Below are 20721 nucleotides of genomic sequence, written 5' to 3' on the forward strand. Positions count from 1 at the left end.
TGTGCCCGTAGACGTTGTCCCACAAGAGGTAATCCTCGCTGCTGGCGATCTAGCCGGTATCGGCTCCACCATCAGTGCAGCCAACAACGCAGCCGCCCCATCCACCACCGTGCTCGCACCCGCCGCCGCTGATGAGGTATCAGCCCAACTCGCAGCGGTATTCGGTGACTACGCCCGGCAATTCCAAGCCCTCAGCGCTCGAGCAGAACAGTTCCACGACCAATTCGTGCATACCCTACGCGCAGCCGGCTACACCTACGAAGACGCGGAATACACCAATGTCTCGCAATGGATCTCGGGAGAGTTCTCCAAACTAGTACAATTCATCCTCAACCTGGTCAACGCGCCCTCGGAATTACTGTTCGGTCGGATGATGATCGGCAACGGCGCAGACGCCACCGAAGCCGGAACCGCCGGCCAAGCCGGCGGCTGGCTAATCGGCAACGGCGGCAACGGCGCCGCCGGAGCAATCGAACAACACGGCGCCGGCGCCGTCGGGGGCGCCGGCGGCGCCGCCGGACTATTCGGCAACGGCGGCAACGGCGGCTGGTCCGGACACGGTGGTGCCGGCGGCCGTGGTGGATGGCTCATCGGCAACGGAGGCGCCGGCGGCAACGGCGGACTATCCGGCAACGGGGCCGCCGGCGGTACCGGCGGATGGCTAGCCGGTAATGGTGGCAACGGCGGTACCGGTGTACTCGGCGGCAACGGCGGAGACGCGCGAGGACTGTTCGGACACGGCGGCAGCGCCGGCAGCGCCAACGACTATCGCCTATTCGACATAGGTGGCAATGGCGGCCACGGTGGCCGGCTCTACGGCAACGGCGGCGACGGCGGCGGCGCCGGCGACACCGGCCTCTTCGGACACGGCGGCAACGGCGGCAACGCCCGAGGACTGTTCGGAAACGGCGGCGACGGCGGCGACGGCGGCACCAGCGGCTGGTTCGGCAACGGCGGCAACGGCGGCGACGGCGGCACCAGCGGCTGGTTCGGTAGCGGCGGCAACGGTGGCAACGGCGGCGACGGCGGAACCACCGGCATCGCCCGCGGCGACAACGGCGGCGACGGCGGCAACGGCGGCAACGGCGGCTGGTTCGGCACCGCCGGCAACGGCGACTTCAATGGTTCTGGCGGCCACGGCGGTACCGGTGGGTTGGTCACTGGTTCCGACGGTGCCGATGGCACCGAAAGCTTCGACGGCGGCAACGGTGGTTCGGGCGGCTTCGCGACCATCGGTGCTGGCGGTGCCGGAGACACCGGCGGTTCGGGCGGCTCTACCGGTGGTGACGACGGCCCAGACGGCTGGGCATTTGCCGGTGCTGGCGGTGCCGGTGAAGACGGCGGTTTCGTAGCGGTATCGACGGGGACGGCGGCACCGGAGGTTATGTGAATGTCGGATCTGGCGGTGATAGTGGTGCCGGCGAAGCCGGCACCATCGGCTGCCGCAACCGCCCAGTTCGCGGAATCGTCGGCATCCCAGCCGATCTGTGCAAACTGCCATCTTCACGCCGCAACGCAATCAAACCTCGATACGAAGAACTCGTCGCCTACTTTCAACTCGCACATGATCATGAACCAACAACATCCGAACAATTTTCCCTTTAGCAGCGTGCGGCTTTCGACACCCGCGAAGCTAGACCAGAACCAAGCTCGCCAGGCCAACAACGCGCCCACTGGCGCAATCACGCCACCACATACCTCGGCGGACAAGCCAAGCTGGACGCAATGCTGGCAGACACACTCACAGCACGCGAACGGCCCGGGGTGGAGATCACACCGGATTGGATCCAGTCACAAGCCGCCGCTGTAATCGAAACTATCTCCAAGTCACGCTCGGCCTGGGAACGAAACCACGTGTTCGCCGAAGCTCAAAGAAGTGCGCGCACAGAAGGAGCAGCCCTCGATCCTCGGGTCGCGGTCGCCATCACCGACACCGCACTCCAAGAGCCCCAAAGCATTCCGCGTCCGAGATCAGCGCATAAAAGCCGTTGAACGCTTTTACTCAGCGAAAATGTTCGACCTGTCCAAAGACCCGTACGTGCTTGCCCAACAGAGTATCTGGCTCTCCCGCTAGAACGACTGCTCGAAGAGCCAGTGTGCGCAGCAATTTACCGGCAAAGCCCCATATTCGTTTCCGTCGCATTCGACGCGAGGTGGGATCTCTTCGCCGGCTCGGGCCGCGATTTTGAGCAGTCTGGAAGTGGCAGGCGATGGCCGATCGGCGCATGGAAGGCGACGCCGACAATGGACTGTTGACACCGAACGCGTACGACCGCAGCAGCCCCTCAACTACGCTAACCGGCAACTGGCTGGCCGAGAGGACCTCGCGATGCGTTTCAATCCACCACCCAACTGGCCGCCGCCACAGGACGGCTGGGTTCCTAGCCCCGGTTGGACCCCCGATCCCTCCTGGCCTCCGCCCCCGTCGGGGTGGCAGCTGTGGATCGACGACGAAACACTCCCGGCAGGCCCCACAGGGGGTGTAGCTGCACCGCCTCCGGGCCGTCTAGGTCCTCCGGGTCGGCGTAAGTTTGTCGTCGGCCTCGCGGCGGTCGCGGCTGTCATTGTCGCAGTCGGCGTAGCGGCACTGATCCTTGTGCCGCAAACGGCCGCCGATCCGCCGAAGTCCGACGAAGACCAGATTCGCGAGGTCCTAAGCGGAGTCGTCGAGGCGTACAACAATGCCGACTTCAACAAGTATGTGAGCTATTTCTGCCCGTCGGAACGGTCGGGTCTCGGCGACGCGTCGCAACTCCGGCAAAATCGCTCCGATACCGGTCGCCTCAGTTTCGACGACATCTCCATCGACGTCACCGGCGACACCGCGAAGGTCACGGCGACAGCGACGGTGGAGAACGAGGACGAGCCAGATACCCAGACAGTGGACTTCGTGAAGGAGGACGGGCGTTGGATGATGCTGCTGTTCGAGGACAAGTGCTCAGCCTGACTACGCCGGGGACGTAGCCGTCCCCGGAGACTGCCGGTAAAGCCACATATTCGATTCCGGCGTATTTGGTCGTGCCGGGCGGTGGAAATGGACTATAGCTGAGCCCGCCCGCATAGCGCGTTCCAGTTGGGAGGTGTCTTTGGTGTTCGGCCGACACGAACGGCAAGTAGAGGAGCTGAACGCCGACACCGGCTCGGATCGACGCTGCAATCCGTTCGATGCGCGCGGCCCACGGCGCAACGATGGCCCGCCAGGCGAAGACAATTCTGCGTGGCGGATTGCAGCTGACGGTAATGGCCAACACGTTGGGCGCCAACCCGGTCCGCGATGTTCAGCCGATCAGGCTCAAGCGACGACCAACTGGCGCGACGGCGCTCAGCGCCGACGATCTGCACGACCTGCTGGTGCGGCTGCGGGCCGACGACTACTGCCAACGAAACGATCTTGTTGACCCGATCACCGTGCTAATCGCCACCGGGCTTCGCCGATCCGAGCTGCTGGCGTTGCGGTGGACCGACTTCGACGAGTCGAAACAGACGATCGCGGCCACCGGAAATGTGGTGCGCGTATTGCCTGGGTTGTTGGGGTCGCGAAGGGTGCCTGCTGTCGATGGAACGACTGCGGTCATTTCGCCAATGCATGGGTAGCAGTGGCGGAAAGTGCGCGACCAACTCGGCGTGCCCGGCGTTACCACCCACTCGTTCCGCAAGACTGTCACGACGTTGATCGACGAGGAAGGCCTATCCGCTCGCGTAGGCGCCGACCACCTCGGACACTCCAAAGTGTCGATGACGCAGGATCGATACACGTCTCGCGGGCGCGTGCACACCGAGGTCGCCGCCCTGTTGGACCGCGCCATGAAGTACGAATAACGGTCGGATCAGATAATTAGGTGGGCTAACTACCACCTCTGACGTGGGGCGGGCGGGGCTCGAACCCGCGACCAACGGATTATGAGTCCGCGGCTCTAACCAACTGAGCTACCGCCCCTGGCGCTATCTAGCTACGGACATGATTTCCGATCTCGTGGTTTCGGCTTCCGGATACCCCGGCGCTTCCGATCGCTTGCCTACGACGCCCGCTGTGCAGCCAGGCGGTGGCTGTGCAAGCGCCTGAGACGATCAAGCGTCTTGACCACTCTCGGGCGCCCTAGAAGCCTCTGCACAATTTTGACATTAGTGCTCACGCCGGTCGCCATCGGCACCCTGGGCAGTCGCGGCCCGTGCGGCGCCGCCCCCGCAACCCCAGCGCTTCGCCGAAGGAGCGCTCCAGGCTAGGTCTTGACTCCCTCGACCAGCGCGCTCTTATCGCCGGCGAAGGTGAAGCAAAGGGTTGTCGCAATGCGGACTATTAGCACCTAACCGGCGTGCCCCGGCATAGATCGAAATGCCCATCCGCGACGCACCCAGCCAAACGGACGGCGCAACACGCAACAGCCAGGAAAGCCAAAACAACAAGCACCTAGCCCACCAAATCCACCCGCGTGGCACATATTATTCGAAACCAAAACACCCCTGTCAAGAACTTTCGTAAATTGAGAAACTCTCCACCTGCGCTCTCCCGAAAATGCTCCTCACGCCAACGCCGCGACCTGCACGAATACCCGCGTGGAGACAAATGCACTTCTCACCAACAAGGCGAATGAAACACCGCGCAATACAATGAGCCAGCACTAGCAGAACCGATCATCAACGCGCTAACCAGGAGAACGGCGCGGCCGCCTCACTAGTCCCATTTCTGACACTTGACCCGCCGCCGGTAAGACCGCATAATCTTGCGAAACTCAACGACTAGACAGAAACCAAGCTGAGGAGAACTCCGGCATGGATCGATCAATTCTCCGACGCGACGAATTCAAATATCTTCATTTCACCGAGGCCCAGCAGTCCGGCCTTGTTCACCTTGCGCGCCGCATTCATGCACAGAGCTACGTCGCATCCCAATTTGTCACGGCGGACGCACTGGTGGACGGAGCCTTGCCTGCAGAGCTCGATCATGCACGCGGCCAGCACGTCACCTATTCCATTGCCTACCTGGCAGACTCGCAGATCGAGGAAGAGTCACTCGGGTCCTCGGACCCTACCGGTCACGCGATCGCGACATGGCGGATTCGAGATATTGCCCCCGATGACGACTTCACCTCCCTTCCGGCGTACACCTCGACGGCCGGCGCCCTATCATCAGACGGACTCGATTTCCTGCGCTCAGTAGATGGCGATCCGAGATCGATACTGCGAGAAATCGGCGCCCTTGCAAAAACACCGATGTGCCCGGCCGGTGCGGTACTCGAAATCATTCGGGACGCGCTCCACCGTGCGCTTGCCCGTGACGTCGACGAGGTCTGGTTCTTTAGCATCGTCCAATCGACGTATGAGACATTCGTAAAGCACCTTGGATGCCTAACGGTCCGGCCGATCGGCAATGCGGTCCGCTTACGAAAATCCGGGGTGCGGTCTCATGTGCGGCTTGTACCGGTGATTGTCGAGCCGCGCCGATTCCTCGAGCGCCTCTACCGGTGCGCAACCACTCCGGCGAACCCCCGCGCAAGAACGCAGCTGGCGAGCTTTGAGTTCTTTGCAGAAGGGCTGCCCGAAGACTACGTCAGCAAATAGATAGTCGCCGCATCGGTAAACCAGGAAGAAGTGGTGTCCTCGAACGCAAGATGTCTCGCATGAATCGTGTGGGTTCGTTTGGCTGAATGCATAGATCATCGACGGCCACCAAGGCCGACCAAGTCAGCATGACGGATCACAAACGCAGCGCAGCGCATCCGACTGCGCTCGGGAATCTGCGGTCCGGGGACAACATCCAGCACGCGATCGGCGGCTGCCCGCCGACCGGGGCGCACCGTTGGACAGGTCGGCACCACCATCGCGTTGGGCCTGCTGTTCGACACCCTGATTGTGCGCTCGTTCATGACGCCAGCGATCGCCGCGCTGCTTGGTCGCTGGTTCTGGTGGCCCCAAACTCCACCGCGGAAGCGGCTTGCGCTGAAACCATGAACACCCCAGTCGGCCAGGCCGCACACCCCGTCATTTCCCCTCAGGGTGAGACTGATTTCCCCAGTGGAGAAGAATTTGCCCAGGTCAAACGGCCCCGCTGAGACAGCCAAAGCTATGGCGCGGCCGGCGCGCTGCTCAAGTCAGTCCATCTGCTTGACAGTGCGCACCGCCATTTGAAAGATGATGGTGGACAGCATGATTCGATAGGCTCTGTTGCCGGTGCAGTCGCGTCGGCCAGTGGTTTGTCGCATCGGGGTCGACTTCGCCCGGCACGCCGGCCAACCGCTCGAACGCTTCGTCGAATCCACAACTTCCATAACGACTGCCGGGGGCGACTCGTATGAACAACGACACCGTCACTGCCGCAGACGTTATGCACGCACTCTCGCTGGCTCGCGAGGTGCTAAACAGGCAGCCCGAGCTGGCCAAAGGCCAACCTTTCACCTGGACTGCGGGGCGCCCGTGCCTGTCCATCCACGCGGCCATCGTCTTCACCAGTCCCAACCCGCGGGTCCGCGATGCCGTGAGCGAAGCGACTCTGCGGGCACTGCAGGGCCAGTTCCGGGGTCGCCGTATCGAAGATTTCAACGACCACCAGCACACCACCGTCAGCGACGCGCAAACGCTGCTACAGCGGGCGAAAGCCAATGCCCTGGCGGTGGCTGCCGTTGACACCGAACCGATTTGGATTCCCGCCCGGTCATCGGCGACCCCACCGCACCGCACCCCTTGGCACCGCCCCACCCACCTGTCCGATGTGCCGTGGAATTCGCCGGACTGCGAGTGGAAGGATCGTCGCTCCGGATGAGGCGACCTCGCCACGACAGACGCAAAACCCCCGGCTCAACGGTCCGCGGGAAACCGTGCCCCACGGCCGATGAGCCCCGTCGACGGGACAACGCAGCAAGATCACCGTGACGTTCGCCCCGGCAGGCTGCGCATGGCTTCGCGCGCAACGGAGCGCTTCCACTCCGGATGGTCCGCCGAAACAGCGCGCAGGGTACGATAGGACTTCCAGAAATCACGCGGGGACGGAACCGACGGCAGCCGCGCCAACTCCCAGTGGATGCCATTGATCGGATCGTCGAAGAACACCGCGTAGTAGCCGGGTGTGTAGATGGGATATTCCCTGGGCGGGTCGGTGACGGGGATTGCCCGCGGGAGCAGAAAGTCTCGATGGAAGCGATCGATTTCCGCCCGGCTTCTGGCCCACAGCGCGATGTGGTTGATGCCGACCTTCTGGTCCCGATGCCGTAGCTGCCCGCCACCGTCGGCAGGCTGAATGCCAATGTAGCTGTGCGGCAACGGGAACCGAGCCATGTAGTACGTCGACCGATATTCGATGTCGAGGGTCCAGAAGCTCATGTAGCCCAGCCAGCCGAACATCGCGTCATAGAAGGCGATCGACTTGTCGTAGTCCAGAACATTGAATTCCACGTGGTGAACACCGCGCCAGCGCATCGCGCCTCCCTACCTCACCGGGCCAGACCGCGTGAGCACCACCGCGCCCCAGACCCGTGCACCCGACAACTATCACCGTAGGCGTCGGGTAAGGCCACCGCTTCGGTGGACTTCTCCGCTGCCCAACGACCGCGCCGGATATAGCATTTCGGCTGGTGACAGCGGTGGGTCCGAGCACGGGGCACCGCGCGCCCTCGGCGCCGGGCCCGGCACCGGTTGAGAGGAGGGGCGATGGCCGACGTCCTGCCACCCGGGCTGAGCACCGCACAAGCCCGCGAACAGCTCGCCCACGATGGCGCCAACCGGCTGCCGGCCGCCAAACGGCCCTCGGTGGGCCGGCGCCTGATCGGGGAGCTGACACATTTCTTCGCCTTGTTGCTGTGGGCCGCGGCGGTGCTCGCTTTCTTCGCCGATCTCCCCGAATTGAGCATCGCGATCGTTGCCGTGATCGTGCTCAATGGCGTCTTCGCCCTGATCCAGCAGGCCCGCGCCGATCGGGCCGCCGACCGGCTTCAACAGATGCTGCCGACGCGGATCACGGTCTGGCGTGATGGCCGCCGGCAGGTGATCGACGCCGAGGATGTGGTGGTCGACGACATCGCGCTGCTGGAAAGCGGCGACCGTGTGCCGGCCGACGCCGTGGTGCTCACCGAGAACCGGTTGCTTGTCGACTCCTCGATGCTCACCGGTGAAAGCGAGGCCAGCGGCGTGGCCAGCGGTGAACCGCTGTTCGCGGGCACGTTCGTGGTCGAGGGTGACACGTGCGCACGGGTCACCGCGATCGGCCAGCACACCCGCCTGGCCGGGATTGCCCGGCTGACGACCTCGACCACCAAACCCGACACCCCGCTGACCCGCGGCCTGCGCGGCGTAGTGCGCCTGACCGCGGCGATCGCGGTCAGCGTCGGCGCGATCTTCCTGCTCGTCTCGGTGCTGGTGGGCAACCCGACCCAACAGGCCTTCGTGTTCGCCATCGGTGTCACGGTGGCCCTGGTCCCCGAGGCGCTGCTGCCCACCGTCACCCTGTCGCTGGCCTGGGGATCCGAACAGATAGCCAAACGTCAGATCCTGGTCCGCAACCTCGAGGCCGTCGAGACGCTGGGCTCGACGACGTTCATCTGCACCGACAAGACCGGCACCCTGACCCGCAACCAGATGACCGTCGTGCAGGCCTGGACCCCGGCGGGCGCGCTGGGCGTCGAGGGCGCCGGCTATGGTCCAACGACGCAGCTGGCGTGGTCGTCTCCCGGCGCAGCGGATCCGGTGCGCGAACTGGCCGTGGCGGCCCAGCGCTGTTCCACCGGGTACGCCGAAGAGGTCGACGGACGGTGGCGCGCCCACGGGGATCCGATGGAAGCGGCGTTGGACACCTTGGCCCGCCGGGTGGGCATCGACACCGTCAACGACCGTCGCACCAGCTCCGTGGCGCTGCGCTTGCCCTTCGATCCCCGACTGCGCCGCTGGCCGTGGTCGCGGCGGACCAGATTCTGGTCAAGGGAGCACCCGACAGCGTGCTCCCGCACTGCGGCGACAACCCGGCAGCCCGGCAAGAGGTGGAGACGTTCACCGGCCGGGGGCTGCGGGTGCTCGCCGTCGCGGCGGCCCCACGCGACGGCCGTACCCCCCGCAACCTCGAAGAGTGCGACCGGGGGCTGCGGCTGCTGGGCTTGGTGGCGTTGGAAGATCCCCCGCGAGAGGGCATCGGCGACTCGCTGCGGGCCTGTCGGGGGGCCGGCGTGAAGGTGGCGATGGTCACCGGCGATCATCCGGCCACGGCCACGGCCATCGCCAACGAGGTGGGTCTGCGCTCCCCCGACGCGCCGGTGCTGTCGGGGACGGACTTGCCCACCGACGAACAACACCTGGCGGCGCTGCTCGACCACGACGGCATCGTCATCGCCCGGGTCTCCCCGGAGGACAAACTGCGCATCGCCCGGGCCCTTCGTTCCAGGGGCCACGTGGTGGCGATGACCGGGGACGGGGTCAACGACGCCCCCGCGCTGCATGAAGCCGACATCGGCGTGGCCATGGGCGAATCCGGCACCGACGTCGCCCGCGAGGCCGCCGACCTGGTGTTGCTCGACGACTCCTTCGCCGGCATCGTGGCCGGCATTGAGCAGGGCCGCGCCACCTTCGTCAATATCCGGCGATTTCTGACCTACCACCTGACCGACAATGTCGCCGAACTCGCGCCGTTTCTGGTCTGGGCGCTGTCCGGCGGCCTGTTTCCGCTGGCTCTGGGCGTGCTGCAGATTCTGGCGCTCGACCTGGGCACCGACACTTTGTCCGCGGTTGCGCTGGGTGCCGAGCCGCCCGCCAAGCACCTGCTCGACGGACCGCCGGTGCATGGCCGGCTGATGAATCGCACCGTGTTGCGCCGGGCCTTCGGGCTGCTGGGGCCCCTCGAAGCCGTCCTCACCCTCACGGCTTTCCTGGTGTCGCTGATGGCGCTGGGCTGGCGCGTTGGTGATCCGTTTCCCACCGGCGCGCACCTGGCCGCGGCATCGGGCGCGGCGTTCATGACGGTGGTCCTGGCTCAGACGGCGAACGTCTTCGCCTGCCGGTCCTCCTCGCGCTGGCCTGGATCGCTCGGTTGGTTCACCAACCGGCTCTTGGTGCCGGCGGTGCTCATCGAGCTGGCCTTCTCGCTCATCGTGATGTGGGTGCCACCCGTGGCGAGGCTGCTCGGCCAGTGGAACCCGCCGCTGTGGGGCTGGGCCGTCGCGCTGGCCTCCATGCCGATCCTGCTCGCCGTCGACGCATTGGATAAGCGGGTACGGTCACGGCGGCGGCGGGCCGGAATACCGCCAAACGGTCTATCCCGCTATAGGTTTGGGCTGACCGCATCGGGGCCGTCCGCGGCGTCGGCTGCTGCGATCAATGCCCGCGCCAACCCGCGAGCCCGGTGTGCCGTGAGGGGCTGGTCAGGTAGCAGCCCGCCGACCGCTACTCGGGACACGACGCGCCCGTCCGCGTACTGCATGCCGCGGATGCACACGGTGATGTCGTGAGTTTCGTGCGGGCTTTCGACCGTCCATCTGCGGCCGTCGAAGAGACGAATCCCGCCTTCCCCGGTGGCGACCCCCTTCGGGCTCGCGGGACGCTCAACATCAGGATGACCGGCCATGGTCACTTTGCTCCCTTGCCATGTCCTGCATAGCGCCCCAAACCTACGTCGACTCGGCGCCATGACACAAGCGAACATTCCAGTGCTACAACATAATCCACACACATACGGCAGGCGAATGAGAGCTGGCGAGAAGGTGAACGGCACCGCCCGCGGGCCGCACCGCGATGGCGCTAGTACAGGTAGACGATGGCGCCGTCACCGCCGCTGCACGTCACCAGCGGCCCGTTGGCGGTGCAGGTCATCGAGTAGGACTGACCGGTCACCGGGCTGACCACCTCCACCTGTCGAGGTGCGGCACCGGCGGGGGCGCCGGCTCCGTAGGCGAGCCGAACCTGCTCGGCGAAGGGACAGGAGGTCGCCGGCGTTCCCGCGGCCGACTGGGCGAATCCGCCCGCGGGCCCGGACACGTTCGGGCAGGCTTGGGCGCCTTCCGGCAACGTCACGGGCGTGGTCGACGTCGTGGTGGTTGTCGTGGTCGTGGTCGTGGTGGCGCTCGAATCCAGGGTCCAGGGTGGACAATGTTGGGTCTTGAAGGCCGCATCGCTCGGCCTGATCTGGACCACTTGGGGACCGGTACCGGCGCCGTTGGCGATGACCTCGTCGAGGGTTCCGCCGACCCCCCTCAGCCGTTCCCAATAGCAGGAGTCGCCACCCGCCGAGCGATAGGTGCCGGCCTTGATGTCCACTCCCACCCGAAAGGTGCCGTCCCCCGGAATGCCGCTGGCCGGACCCGCGGAGGTGGTCGTCGGCGGAATCGACACCGTCGTGCCCGGATAGATCGGGGGTAGCCGTGATTCTTCGTTGCCCCCGGTGGGCAACCTCGGTGCCGCCGACCTTCCGCCGGATCCAAAACAGCCCGCCAGCCCGCACGCCGACGCCACCCCCACGAAGATGGCGACAACCGCCTTCGCCGCGATGACCCGTCGCCCGCGGCCGCTAGCCACACCCGTCAACTGAACACCGTCTGACCATCCGCACCGATGCGATAACGCTCGGTGCCCCGTTCGACCCTGGGCGCATCGGCACCCAGCGACACAGCGATCTTGTTGCTGGTATTACGCATGATGTCAAGAGTCAGCTCGATGGCCTCCGCCTCGGAGAACCGGGAGCGCACCTCGGCGGCATCGTCGACGGCGAGGTGCGCAGGGGTCCAAATTAACGTATCGGTATACCTCAGCGCTGCTTTTGCGCGGTCATCGAGCACAACAGAATGCTCGAAACCCTCGATCTCGCCATAAAGCGGCTCGGAACCACCCGCGTCCAGCGCGGTGCTCTCCCGCAGTGATTTACACAGCCGACAGTTGTGCTGGGCCGCACCGCGCAGCCGCACCAGCTCGGAGATCACCGGGTCCAGGGCGCGCATCCGGGCCACTGCGGGCAGAAATTCGTTGAACACCACCTGGGACGGATCGGTGCTGTGATCCCACTCGATGGGCGCCCCCACCCAGCCCAGATAGTCCCGGCCCACCCCCAGTGCTTGCAGCCCGGCCCGCACCCGCGGCACGAAGTCGGCGATGAAGATCGATGCGACGGCACCCAATGTGGAGTCGCCCAGCTGCTTGAACAATCGAGACCGTTGTTCGGCGCTGATCGAAGAAACGTCCGCGCTGAATTGTTCGGCGAACTCCGCGACAACGGCCTCGGCTGCTGACTGGGGTTCGGCAACGACGACCTCCGCGGGCAACGCGGGCAGCCCGAGCGTGCGCGCACAGACCTGCCGAACCAGCCCCGCGATACGACCGTCGCCCGGGGACACCACAACCAGTCGGGCCAGCACATCACCGACTGGAGCCGCAGCCGCCATCCATCACACGCTAGAGCGCGCCATCACCCACAGCAATCACTTACTGCGCCTGACTGACCGACGACATGTGAAAGTCCGGAATCCGCAGTGACGGCATCGCCGTGCGGGTAGCCCAGTCGGACCATTCCCGCGGCAGCGTCACCTCGCTGACCCCGGCTTCGGTGGCCCGTCGAAGCAGGTCAAGCGGGCTTTCGTTGAAACGGAAGTTGTTGACCGCCGCGGTCACCTCGCCGTCTTCGACCAGGTACACGCCGTCTCGGGTCAGCCCGGTGAGCAGCAGTGTGGTGGGGTCGACCTCGCGAATGTACCACAGCGTGGTCAGCAACAGGCCGCGTTCGGTGCTCGCGATCATGTCGGCCAGATCGTTAGAGCCACCCGTCATCAGCAGGTTGTCGGCCGCAACGGCCACCGGAGCGTCGAACTTGGCGGCCGTGGCTCGTGGATAGGCCAGCGCGTTGATCGCCCCGTTGCGGACCCAGTCCACCTGATCGATGGCCATACCGTTGTCGAACACCGAGACCGTCTCGGTGGAGTTGCTCACCGCGACGAACGGGGCACACGCCAACCCCGGCGCCATCGGATCGGAGAACAGGGTCAGCGGCAGGTCGGTGAGCCGCTCCCCCACTCGCGTGCCGCCGCCCGGCGCGGACAGCGCGGTACGGCCCTCCTGTGCGCCGCGGCCGGCCATGGACCACGCCAGATAGAGCATCATGTCGGCCACCGTGGACGGCGGCATGATCGTCTCGTAGCGCCCCGCGGGTAGCTCGACCCGGCGCTGGGCCCAGCCCAGTCTGATCGACAGCTGCTCGAGCAGCAGGTCGGTGGGCACGTTGACGAAGTTGGGTGTCCCGACGCCCGCCCATGCGCTGGCATCGCCGTGTTTGAGGTTGATCTCCACCGCTCCGGCCGGCTGGGTATAGCGCCGCCGCAGGCCCGTCGATGACGCCAGAAATGTCGTCGAAACGCTGTGGTGGGCGTAGCCGTACAGCCGGTCGGCGCCCCGGAACTCCCGGCTGAGCGAGGCGGCGACGTCGGCGAACACTTCGGGACCGGTGCCGGCTACCGGCGCATCCCAGTCCACCGGCACCCCGGCATCGGCCAGCAACGGTGCGACATCGCCGGCCTCGGGGGCCGAACACGCCGCGTCCTGCGATGCCGCCACCAGACCGGGCAGCGCCGACGGGTCTACCTCGCCGGATACCACCGCGCCGACGAAGGCGCTATCGCCCTGGCGCACAATCGAAATCACCGTGATGTGCCGCTGGGTCGACAGGCCGTTGGTGGTCATCGAATTGTTCGCCCAGCGCAGCGTGGCCTCGGTTTTGTCGACGACGAGCACCATGGTCTCGTCGGCGCGGCCACGCTGTGCCGCCTCGTCCAACACGATGTTGACGACGTGCTGCGCAGTGATCATCGTCCGCCCTCGGTACGGGTGTTGAGTATGTTGACGCCACGGAACAGGGCCGACGGACAGCCGTGACTGACCGGGGCAACCTGACCGGGCTGGGCCTTGCCGCAGTTGATCGCACCGCCCAGCCGCCAGGTCGACGGGCCGCCCACCGCCTCCATGGAATTCCAGAATTCGGTGGTAGTGGCCTGATAGGCGATATCGCGTAGCTGACCGTCCAGGCGGCCATCCCGGATGCGGAAGAACCGCTGGCCGGTGAACTGGAAGTTGTAGCGCTGCATGTCAATCGACCAGGACTTGTCTCCGACGATGTAAATCCCGTCTTCGACGCGGCCGATCAGATCGGCCGTGCTCAGGTCCTCGGCTCCGGGTTGCAGTGACACATTGGCCATCCGCTGGATCGGGACGTGATGTGGCGAGTCGGCGTAGGAGCAGCCGTTGGAGCGCGGCTGGCCCAGCCGCGGGGCGAACACCCGGTCCAGTTGGTATCCGACGAACACCCCGTCGCGCACCAGATCCCAACTCTGTGACGCCACCCCTTCGTCGTCGTAACCGATGCTGGCCAAGCCGAATTCGACGGTGCGATCGGCGGTCACGTTCATGACCGGTGAACCGTAGCGCATGCTCCCGAGCTTGTCCGGGGTGGCGAACGAGGTGCCGGCATAGGCGGCTTCGTAACCGATGGCCCGATCGTATTCGGTGGCGTGGCCAATGGATTCGTGGATCGTCAACCACAGATTGGTTGGGTCGATCACCAGATCCGTGGGTCCCGCAGTCACGCTGGGCGCCTTGGTCTTCTCGGCCAACAGCGACGGCAGCTCGGCCAGCTCGTCGGTCCAGTTCCAGATCTCGTCGCCGGCGACCACTTCCCAACCGCGCGCCGTCGGTGGCGCCAGGGTGCGCATGGAATCGAAAATGCCCGCCCCGGAGTCGACGGTCACCGCCTCGAGCGACGGGTGCAACCGCACCCGCTGCTGTGTGATCGACGACCCGTAGGTGTCGGCATAAAAGGTCTGTTCCTTGACCGCGTTGAGGCTCGCCGATGCGTGATCGACACCGTCAGCGCTCAACAATCGCCCCGAGTAGTCCTCCAGCACCGCGATCTTCTCGCTGGCCGGCAAGCTGAACGGGTCGATCTGATAGTTGGAGACCCATACGGCGTCGGTGTACACCGGTTCGGGTGCGAGTTCGACCCGCTCGGTGTTCAGCGCCGCCAGCGTGGTGGCCACTCGCACCGCCCGCCGTGCCGTGTCGGCCGCGGCCGACGCCGACAATTCGGCGTGCGAGGCGAATCCCCAGGTGCCGTTGACGATCACCCGGACCGCGAAGCCAAGCTCACGACTGAGGATCGCGGTCTCTAGCTCCCCGTCGCGCAGGTGGATGATTTCGGTGCCGATGCGCTGAATACGCAGGTCGGCGTAGCTGGCCCCAGCCGCGGTGGCCGCCGAGAGCGCAGCGTCGGCCAGTGCAAGGCGCGGCAGGTCCAGCAATTCGGCATCGATTCCCCGGTTCGGTGTCACGACTCCACCGTAACGATCACGCTTTAATACTCCCATGCGCGCCACGCCACGCCGAACCACCGCGTTGGCCTATGCCCTGCTGGCACCCAGCCTGTTCGGGGTTCTCGCCTTCCTGTTGCTGCCCATCCTGGTGGTGATCTGGCTGAGTCTGTACCGCTGGGACCTGCTGGGACCGCTGCGCTACGTCGGGCTGGCCAACTGGCATTCGGTGCTGCGCGACGGCGACTTCGGTAACTCGTTGGTGGTCACCGCCATCTTCGTGGCAATCGTGGTGCCAGCCCAGACGGTGTTGGGCTTGCTCGCGGCGATGATGCTGACCCGCCGGCTGCCGGGCACCAACTTTTTCCGCACCCTCTATGTGTTGCCCTGGATCTGTGCGCCGCTGGCGATCGCGGTGATGTGGCGCTGGATTCTGGCGCCCACCGACGGCGCCATCAGCACCTTGCTCGGGCGCCGCATCGAATGGCTCACCGATCCCGACCTCGCCCTACCGGTGGTTGCCGCGGTGGTCATCTGGACCAACGTCGGCTACGTCTCGCTGTCCTTCCTCGCGGGCCTGCTGGCCATCCCGGACGATATCCACGCGGCGGCACGCACCGACGGCGCCAATGCCTGGCAGCGGTTCTGGCGCATCACGCTGCCGATGCTGCGCCCGACCACGTTCTTCGTCTTGGTCACCGGAATCGTGAGCGCCGCACAAATTTTCGATATCGTCTACGCGCTCACCGGCGGAGGCCCGGAGGGCAGCACCGAGCTGGTGGCGCACCAAATCTATGCCGAGGCATTTGGTTCGGCGGCCATCGGACGGGCGTCGGTGATGGCCGTGGTGCTGTTCGTCATTCTCATCGGCGTCACCTTTGTTCAGCACATGTATTTTCGGCGGCGGATCAGCTATGACCTCACTTAGCCGCCGCCTGTCCCGCCGAGTGCCCACCAGGGTGATCTACGCCGGGCTGGTGCTCGGCGCGCTGATCACGCTGCTGCCCTTTGCGCTGGGACTGCTCACCTCGTTCACCTCCGCACATCAATTCGCCACGGGTACGCCGCTACAGTTACCCCACCCACCGACGTTGGCCAATTACGCCGACTTGGGCGGTGCCGGGTTCGGCCGGGCGGCGCTGGTGACCGCCCTGATGACGACGGTGATCCTGCTGGGCCAGATGACCTTTTCGGTGTTGGCCGCCTACGCCTTCGCCCGGTTGGAGTTTCCCGGACGCGATGGGTTGTTCTGGGTCTACATCGCGACCCTGATGGTGCCGGCGACGGTCACCGTGGTGCCGCTGTATCTGATGATGGCCCAGCTGGGTTTGCGCAACACCTTCTGGGCCTTGGTGCTGCCCTTCCTGTTCGGGTCGCCGTACGCGATCTTCTTGCTGCGTGAGCATTTCCGCATCATCCCCAACGACATGATCAACGCCGCACGCCTGGACGGAGCCAACACCCTGGATGTCCTGGTACACGTGGTGATTCCGTCCAGCCGCCCGGTCCTGGCCGCCATGACGCTGATCACGGTGGTCTCGCAATGGAACAACTTCATGTGGCCGTTGGTGATCACCAGCGGCCACAAGTGGCGGGTGCTCACGGTGGCCACGGCTGATCTGCAGTCCCGGTTCAACGCCCAGTGGACGCTGGTGATGGCGGCGACGACGGTTGCGATCGTTCCGCTGATCGTGCTGTTCGTCGCCGCGCAGCGCCACATCGTCTCGTCAATCGTGGTGTCGGGGCTCAAGTGAGTCGGCCCCGCTTTTCCACCCTGGTCGCTGTGGCAGTCACGCTCATCGCGGCATTGTTGGGCGTCACCGCGGTGGCGCTGGACCGCATCGACGCACCCCCCGGCGGCAAGATCGTGGTCACGGTCCGGCTGTGGGCGGCGCCGATCGCCGCGGCATATCAACAGTCCTTTGCGGCGTTCAGCCGCACCCATCCCAATATCGAAGTGCACACGAATCTGGTCTCCTTTTCGACCTATTTCGATACGCTGCGCACCGATGTGGCCGGCGGCAGCGCTGACGACATCTTCTGGCTGTCCAACGCCTACCTGGCCGCCTACGCCGATAGCGGCCGGTTGATGAAGATTGACACGGCCGTCGATCCCGGCGAGTGGGAGCCGGCGGTGGTCGACCAGTTCACCCGCAACGGTGTGTTGTGGGGAGTGCCGCAGCTGACCGACGCCGGGATTGCGGTGTTCTACAACGCGGATCTCCTGGCCGCGGCGGGCGTGGATCCGGCCGAGCTGGACGGCCTGCGGTGGAGTCCCGGTCCCGACGACACGCTGCGTGCACTGCTGGCCAGGCTCACCGTCGACGCCGACGGGCATGTTGGCGGCACCCCGGGTTTCGACCCCGGGCGAGTCCGCCAGTGGGGATACAACGCCGCTAACGACCCGCAGGCCATCTACCTCAACTACATCGGCTCGGCCGGCGGCGTGTTCATGCGCGACAACGAGTTTGCCTTCGACAATCCACCCGCCATCGATGCGTTCCGCTATCTCGTCGGCCTGATCAACAACGATCACGTCGCGCCGCCCGCCTCAGACACCAACGACAACGGTGACTTTTCCCGCAACCAATTCCTGGCCGGCCGGATGGCGCTGTTCCAGTCCGGCACCTACAGTCTGGCTCCGGTGGCCCGCGATGCCACCTTCCGCTGGGGGGTGGCGATGCTGCCGATCGGCCCCGCGGGCCGGGTCAGCGTCACCAACGGTATTGCCGCTGCCGGAAATTCCGCGTCCCAGCATCCAGACGCCGTGCGTCAGGTGCTGGCCTGGATGGGGAGCAGCGCCGGCAACGAGTATCTGGGCCGCGACGGTGTTGCCATTCCCGCGGTGCGGTCCGCCCAGCCCTCCTACTTCGCCTTCTGGGAAGCCAAGGGCGTCAACGTTGAACCGTTTTTCGCGGTGCTGTCCGGGTCACGCATTCCCGCACCGGGGGGCGCGGGGTTCGCCGCCGGCAACGATGCGCTCAAGCCCTATTTCGATGAGATGTTCCTCGGCCGTGGCCAAGTCGCGACAATTCTGCGCGAGGCGCAGGCGGCGGCCAACGCCGCCGCACGGCGGTAGTTGGAACAAACCGACGCGGCCGGTCTGAGACTAGCCGGGTAACACCAGCACCGGCACCGGACTGTGCCGAATGATCTTGCCGCTGTTGGAACCCAGGAAAACTCTGGCGATGTCGCCGCGCGGTGAGGTGCCCACCGCCAGGATCTCGCCGTCTTCCCAGTCCGCCGCATCCAGCGCATGCTGCCAACCGTTGCCCGTGATCACCTCGAGCACAGCGTCTTCCTCGACGATGCCGTCCTTCTGCAGCATTTCCAGCATTCCGCGCGCTTGCTCGGCCCAAGCCTCCAATACCAATGCCTCCGCATGCAGCCCCACCTCGGGCGGATACATGGTTCGGCCGCGGACCGCAAAGGTGATGACCCGCAGCGGAACCCCGTACTGCCTGGCCAGCTCGGCGCAGCGACGCACCACCTCGACCGAGTCGGTGGTCGCGGCGTAACCGCAGGTGATCCTGGTCAGCCGGTCGGTGCGGGAGTGGTACTGCCGGGGACTGATGGCCACCAGCACCGGCGAGGAATGCAACACCCAGTCGGCGGTCGAGCCGATCAGCACCCGGGCCCTTCGCCCGTTCGGAAAGGAACCCAGGATCAGCATCTGGGCATCGAGTTCCTCGACCACCTCGATCAATCCACCCGACACCGACCGGTGCTCACGATGGCAGTAACTGACCTCGATCCCGGTTGCCACGGTGCGCAGATACCGGTGCGCCTCCTTCTCCGAGTCTTCGGCGACCTGCTCGGCCCACTCCGAATAGTCGCCCTTGGCTAGCGGGGGCGTCAGCCACGGCTTGGTCAGGATGGTCGCCACCGTCAGCGAGGTGTCCAATGTCCGCGCGGCCCGAACGGCTAGATGCAACGCCGAGGGACCCACCCGGCCGGCCAGATAGCCGACGACGACGGTCACCGTTCCTCCCCGGTCGGATTGTCATGCAACGCGGGGGCATTGAGCCTACTGTGGTGCCGCCCCCAGAACAGGTAGAAAATTAGCGCGATCCCGACCCAACCGCCAAACGCGATCCAGGTGTACCAATGCAGGCTGTACAGCAGGTAGCCGCAGGCCAGTATCGAAAGGATCGGGGTCACGGGATAGCCCGGTACCCAAAAGCCGCGCGGCAGGGCCGGCTCGCGCACCCGCAGGATGATCACACCGACCGATACCACGATGAAAGCTGTCAGCGTGCCGATGGACACCATGTCGGCGAGCCGGTTCAGCGGCACCAGCGCCGCCAGCACTGCCGCCGCGATGGCCACGACCACCGTGTTGCTCACCGGAGTCTGGAAGCGCGGATGCACGGCCGCGAACCGGGCCGGAAGCAGACCATCGCGGCCCATCGCGAACAGAATGCGCGTCTGGCCATACATCGTGACCAATGTGACGGTGAAAATCGAGATCACCGCACCCATCGCCAAAACGGTGCTGGCCCATGCGCTGTGCGTGACGTTGTCGAGAATCGTCGCCAGCCCGGCCTCCTCCTGGCCGGCGAACATCTGCCACGGCTGGGTTCCCAACGCGGCGAACGCAACCAGCACATAGACCCCGGTGACCACGAACAGCGCGGCGATCAGCGCGCGTGGCACGCTCTGCTGCGGATTCCGCACCTCCTCACCGGCGGTAGACACCGCGTCGAGGCCGATGAACGAGAAGAAGATGGTGCCCGCGGCAGCGCCGACACCGGCAACACCGAAGGGAGCGAAGTCCTTCAAGTGGTTGGTGTCGTAGGCGGTGAGCGCAAGGATCACGAACATGCCCAGCACGCCGAGTTTGATCAACACCATGATCGCGTTGACCTTGGCCGATTCGCTGACTCCCCGAATCAACAGCAATGCGCAGAGTCCGATCAGGATGATCGCCGGCAGGTTGAGATAGCCGGCCGCTTCACCCGGCCGCTCATCCCAGGGCGCCTCGGACAACGCTTGGGGTAATTGGAATCCGAACACGTTGTGTAACAGCTTGTTTACATAGCCGCTCCAGCCCACCGCGACGGCGGCGGTGGCCACGCCGTATTCCAGCAGCAGGCATGACGCCACCCCCATGGCGACCGCCTCCCCCAGGGTGGCATACGCATACGAGTACGACGAACCGGAAACGGGCACCACCGATGCCAGTTCGGCATAGCAGATGGCGGCAAGACCGGCCGCGACACCAGCGATGATGAACGAGACGATGACGGCGGGCCCCGCTTCCGGCACCGCCTCCGCCAGCACGAAGAAGATTCCGGTACCCACCGTCGAGCCGACTCCGAACATGGTCAGCTCGAAGGTGCCGAAACTCCGTTTTAGGCTGCCTGCCGCACCTTCTGCGACAGGGGCGCCGCCCACCGGGCGGCGCCGCAGCATCTGTTCTCTTAGCCTGATCGAAGTGGCCGGCAACTGCGCCTCCTGTTGCGGGGTC

At 65.5% G+C, this 20721-nt stretch carries 16 protein-coding genes, 1 tRNA gene and 2 pseudogenes; 11 read left to right on the forward strand and 8 right to left on the reverse strand.

Annotation, left to right across the window (positions count from 1 at the left end; genetic code table 11):
* The first annotated feature begins 1 nt into the window (after position 1).
* From MPSD_RS30290 to MPSD_RS18090, 4 genes are all read left to right on the forward strand, one after another.
* A complete protein-coding gene (locus MPSD_RS30290; protein ID WP_086085484.1) occupies positions 2 to 1390 on the forward strand; it encodes a PE family protein in 1389 nt (462 codons plus the stop codon).
* A gap of 939 nt (positions 1391 to 2329) precedes the next feature.
* Positions 2330 to 2947: a nuclear transport factor 2 family protein gene (locus MPSD_RS31075; RefSeq protein ID WP_174524109.1), complete on the forward strand. Its 618-nt coding sequence runs from the start codon at positions 2330 to 2332 to the stop codon at positions 2945 to 2947.
* A gap of 242 nt (positions 2948 to 3189) precedes the next feature.
* The gene (locus MPSD_RS18085; protein ID WP_020786839.1) at positions 3190 to 3594 is read left to right on the forward strand and encodes a site-specific integrase; all 405 of its coding nucleotides are present in this window, start codon (positions 3190 to 3192) and stop codon (positions 3592 to 3594) included.
* Between the two features lie 30 nt (positions 3595 to 3624).
* Positions 3625 to 3819, forward strand: a complete 195-nt coding sequence (locus MPSD_RS18090; protein WP_232022580.1) for a site-specific integrase — start codon at positions 3625 to 3627, stop codon at positions 3817 to 3819.
* A 44-nt stretch (positions 3820 to 3863) separates the two neighbouring features.
* Here the strand turns inward: MPSD_RS18090 and MPSD_RS18095 are convergent.
* Positions 3864 to 3937 (reverse strand) — tRNA-Ile (locus MPSD_RS18095).
* An 833-nt stretch (positions 3938 to 4770) separates the two neighbouring features.
* Here MPSD_RS18095 and MPSD_RS18100 point away from each other — a divergent pair.
* From MPSD_RS18100 to MPSD_RS18110, 3 genes and pseudogenes are all read left to right on the forward strand, one after another.
* On the forward strand, positions 4771 to 5559 hold the full coding sequence (locus MPSD_RS18100; protein WP_232022581.1) for a hypothetical protein: 789 nt from the start codon (positions 4771 to 4773) through the stop codon (positions 5557 to 5559).
* 231 nt (positions 5560 to 5790) lie between these two features.
* Positions 5791 to 5949: pseudogene (locus MPSD_RS18105) on the forward strand (MMPL family transporter); the annotation flags it as partial.
* A gap of 340 nt (positions 5950 to 6289) precedes the next feature.
* On the forward strand, positions 6290 to 6757 hold the full coding sequence (locus MPSD_RS18110) for a DUF6197 family protein (RefSeq protein WP_015356423.1): 468 nt from the start codon (positions 6290 to 6292) through the stop codon (positions 6755 to 6757).
* 101 nt (positions 6758 to 6858) lie between these two features.
* Here MPSD_RS18110 and MPSD_RS18115 read toward each other — a convergent pair whose 3' ends face one another.
* The gene (locus MPSD_RS18115) at positions 6859 to 7410 is read right to left on the reverse strand and encodes a VOC family protein (RefSeq protein ID WP_020786835.1); all 552 of its coding nucleotides are present in this window, start codon (positions 7408 to 7410) and stop codon (positions 6859 to 6861) included.
* Between the two features lie 231 nt (positions 7411 to 7641).
* Between MPSD_RS18115 and MPSD_RS18120 the strand changes: the two are divergent.
* Positions 7642 to 10421 (forward strand): annotated as a pseudogene (locus MPSD_RS18120) (cation-translocating P-type ATPase).
* A 289-nt stretch (positions 10422 to 10710) separates the two neighbouring features.
* Here the strand turns inward: MPSD_RS18120 and MPSD_RS18125 are convergent.
* The 4 genes from MPSD_RS18125 to MPSD_RS18140 are packed head-to-tail and all read right to left on the reverse strand — an operon-like array spanning position 10711 to position 15272.
* Complete coding sequence (locus MPSD_RS18125; protein ID WP_015356426.1) at positions 10711 to 11484, reverse strand: hypothetical protein; 774 nt, start codon at positions 11482 to 11484, stop codon at positions 10711 to 10713.
* Positions 11485 to 11489: 5 nt separating this feature from the next.
* A complete protein-coding gene (locus MPSD_RS18130) occupies positions 11490 to 12344 on the reverse strand; it encodes a carboxymuconolactone decarboxylase family protein (protein WP_015356427.1) in 855 nt (284 codons plus the stop codon).
* Between the two features lie 40 nt (positions 12345 to 12384).
* Positions 12385 to 13758: a TldD/PmbA family protein gene (locus MPSD_RS18135; protein ID WP_015356428.1), complete on the reverse strand. Its 1374-nt coding sequence runs from the start codon at positions 13756 to 13758 to the stop codon at positions 12385 to 12387.
* Positions 13755 to 15272 (reverse strand): TldD/PmbA family protein, encoded by a 1518-nt coding sequence (locus MPSD_RS18140; protein ID WP_086085485.1) that lies wholly within the window; start codon positions 15270 to 15272, stop codon positions 13755 to 13757. Before MPSD_RS18140 ends, MPSD_RS18135 begins: the two co-directional genes overlap by 4 nt.
* 34 nt (positions 15273 to 15306) lie before the next feature.
* On the opposite strand from MPSD_RS18140, the gene MPSD_RS18145 reads away from it, so the two are divergent.
* The 3 genes from MPSD_RS18145 to MPSD_RS18155 are packed head-to-tail and all read left to right on the forward strand — an operon-like array spanning position 15307 to position 18330.
* On the forward strand, positions 15307 to 16179 hold the full coding sequence (locus tag MPSD_RS18145; RefSeq protein ID WP_020786827.1) for a carbohydrate ABC transporter permease: 873 nt from the start codon (positions 15307 to 15309) through the stop codon (positions 16177 to 16179).
* Positions 16166 to 17005, forward strand: coding sequence for a carbohydrate ABC transporter permease (locus MPSD_RS18150; RefSeq protein ID WP_015356431.1), 840 nt, complete (start codon positions 16166 to 16168; stop codon positions 17003 to 17005). Before MPSD_RS18145 ends, MPSD_RS18150 begins: the two co-directional genes overlap by 14 nt.
* Entirely contained in the window at positions 17002 to 18330 is a 1329-nt protein-coding gene (locus tag MPSD_RS18155; protein ID WP_012395243.1) for an ABC transporter substrate-binding protein, read from the forward strand. Before MPSD_RS18150 ends, MPSD_RS18155 begins: the two co-directional genes overlap by 4 nt.
* Positions 18331 to 18360: 30 nt before the next feature.
* On the opposite strand, the gene MPSD_RS18160 is transcribed toward MPSD_RS18155, so the two are convergent.
* Entirely contained in the window at positions 18361 to 19233 is an 873-nt protein-coding gene (locus MPSD_RS18160; protein ID WP_020786825.1) for a universal stress protein, read from the reverse strand.
* Positions 19230 to 20699: an amino acid permease gene (locus MPSD_RS18165; protein ID WP_036426455.1), complete on the reverse strand. Its 1470-nt coding sequence runs from the start codon at positions 20697 to 20699 to the stop codon at positions 19230 to 19232. Before MPSD_RS18165 ends, MPSD_RS18160 begins: the two co-directional genes overlap by 4 nt.
* Positions 20700 to 20721: the final 22 nt, after the last annotated feature.

Origin of the sequence: Mycobacterium pseudoshottsii JCM 15466 (assembly GCF_003584745.1) — a bacterium.
GTDB lineage: Bacteria > Actinomycetota > Actinomycetes > Mycobacteriales > Mycobacteriaceae > Mycobacterium > Mycobacterium marinum.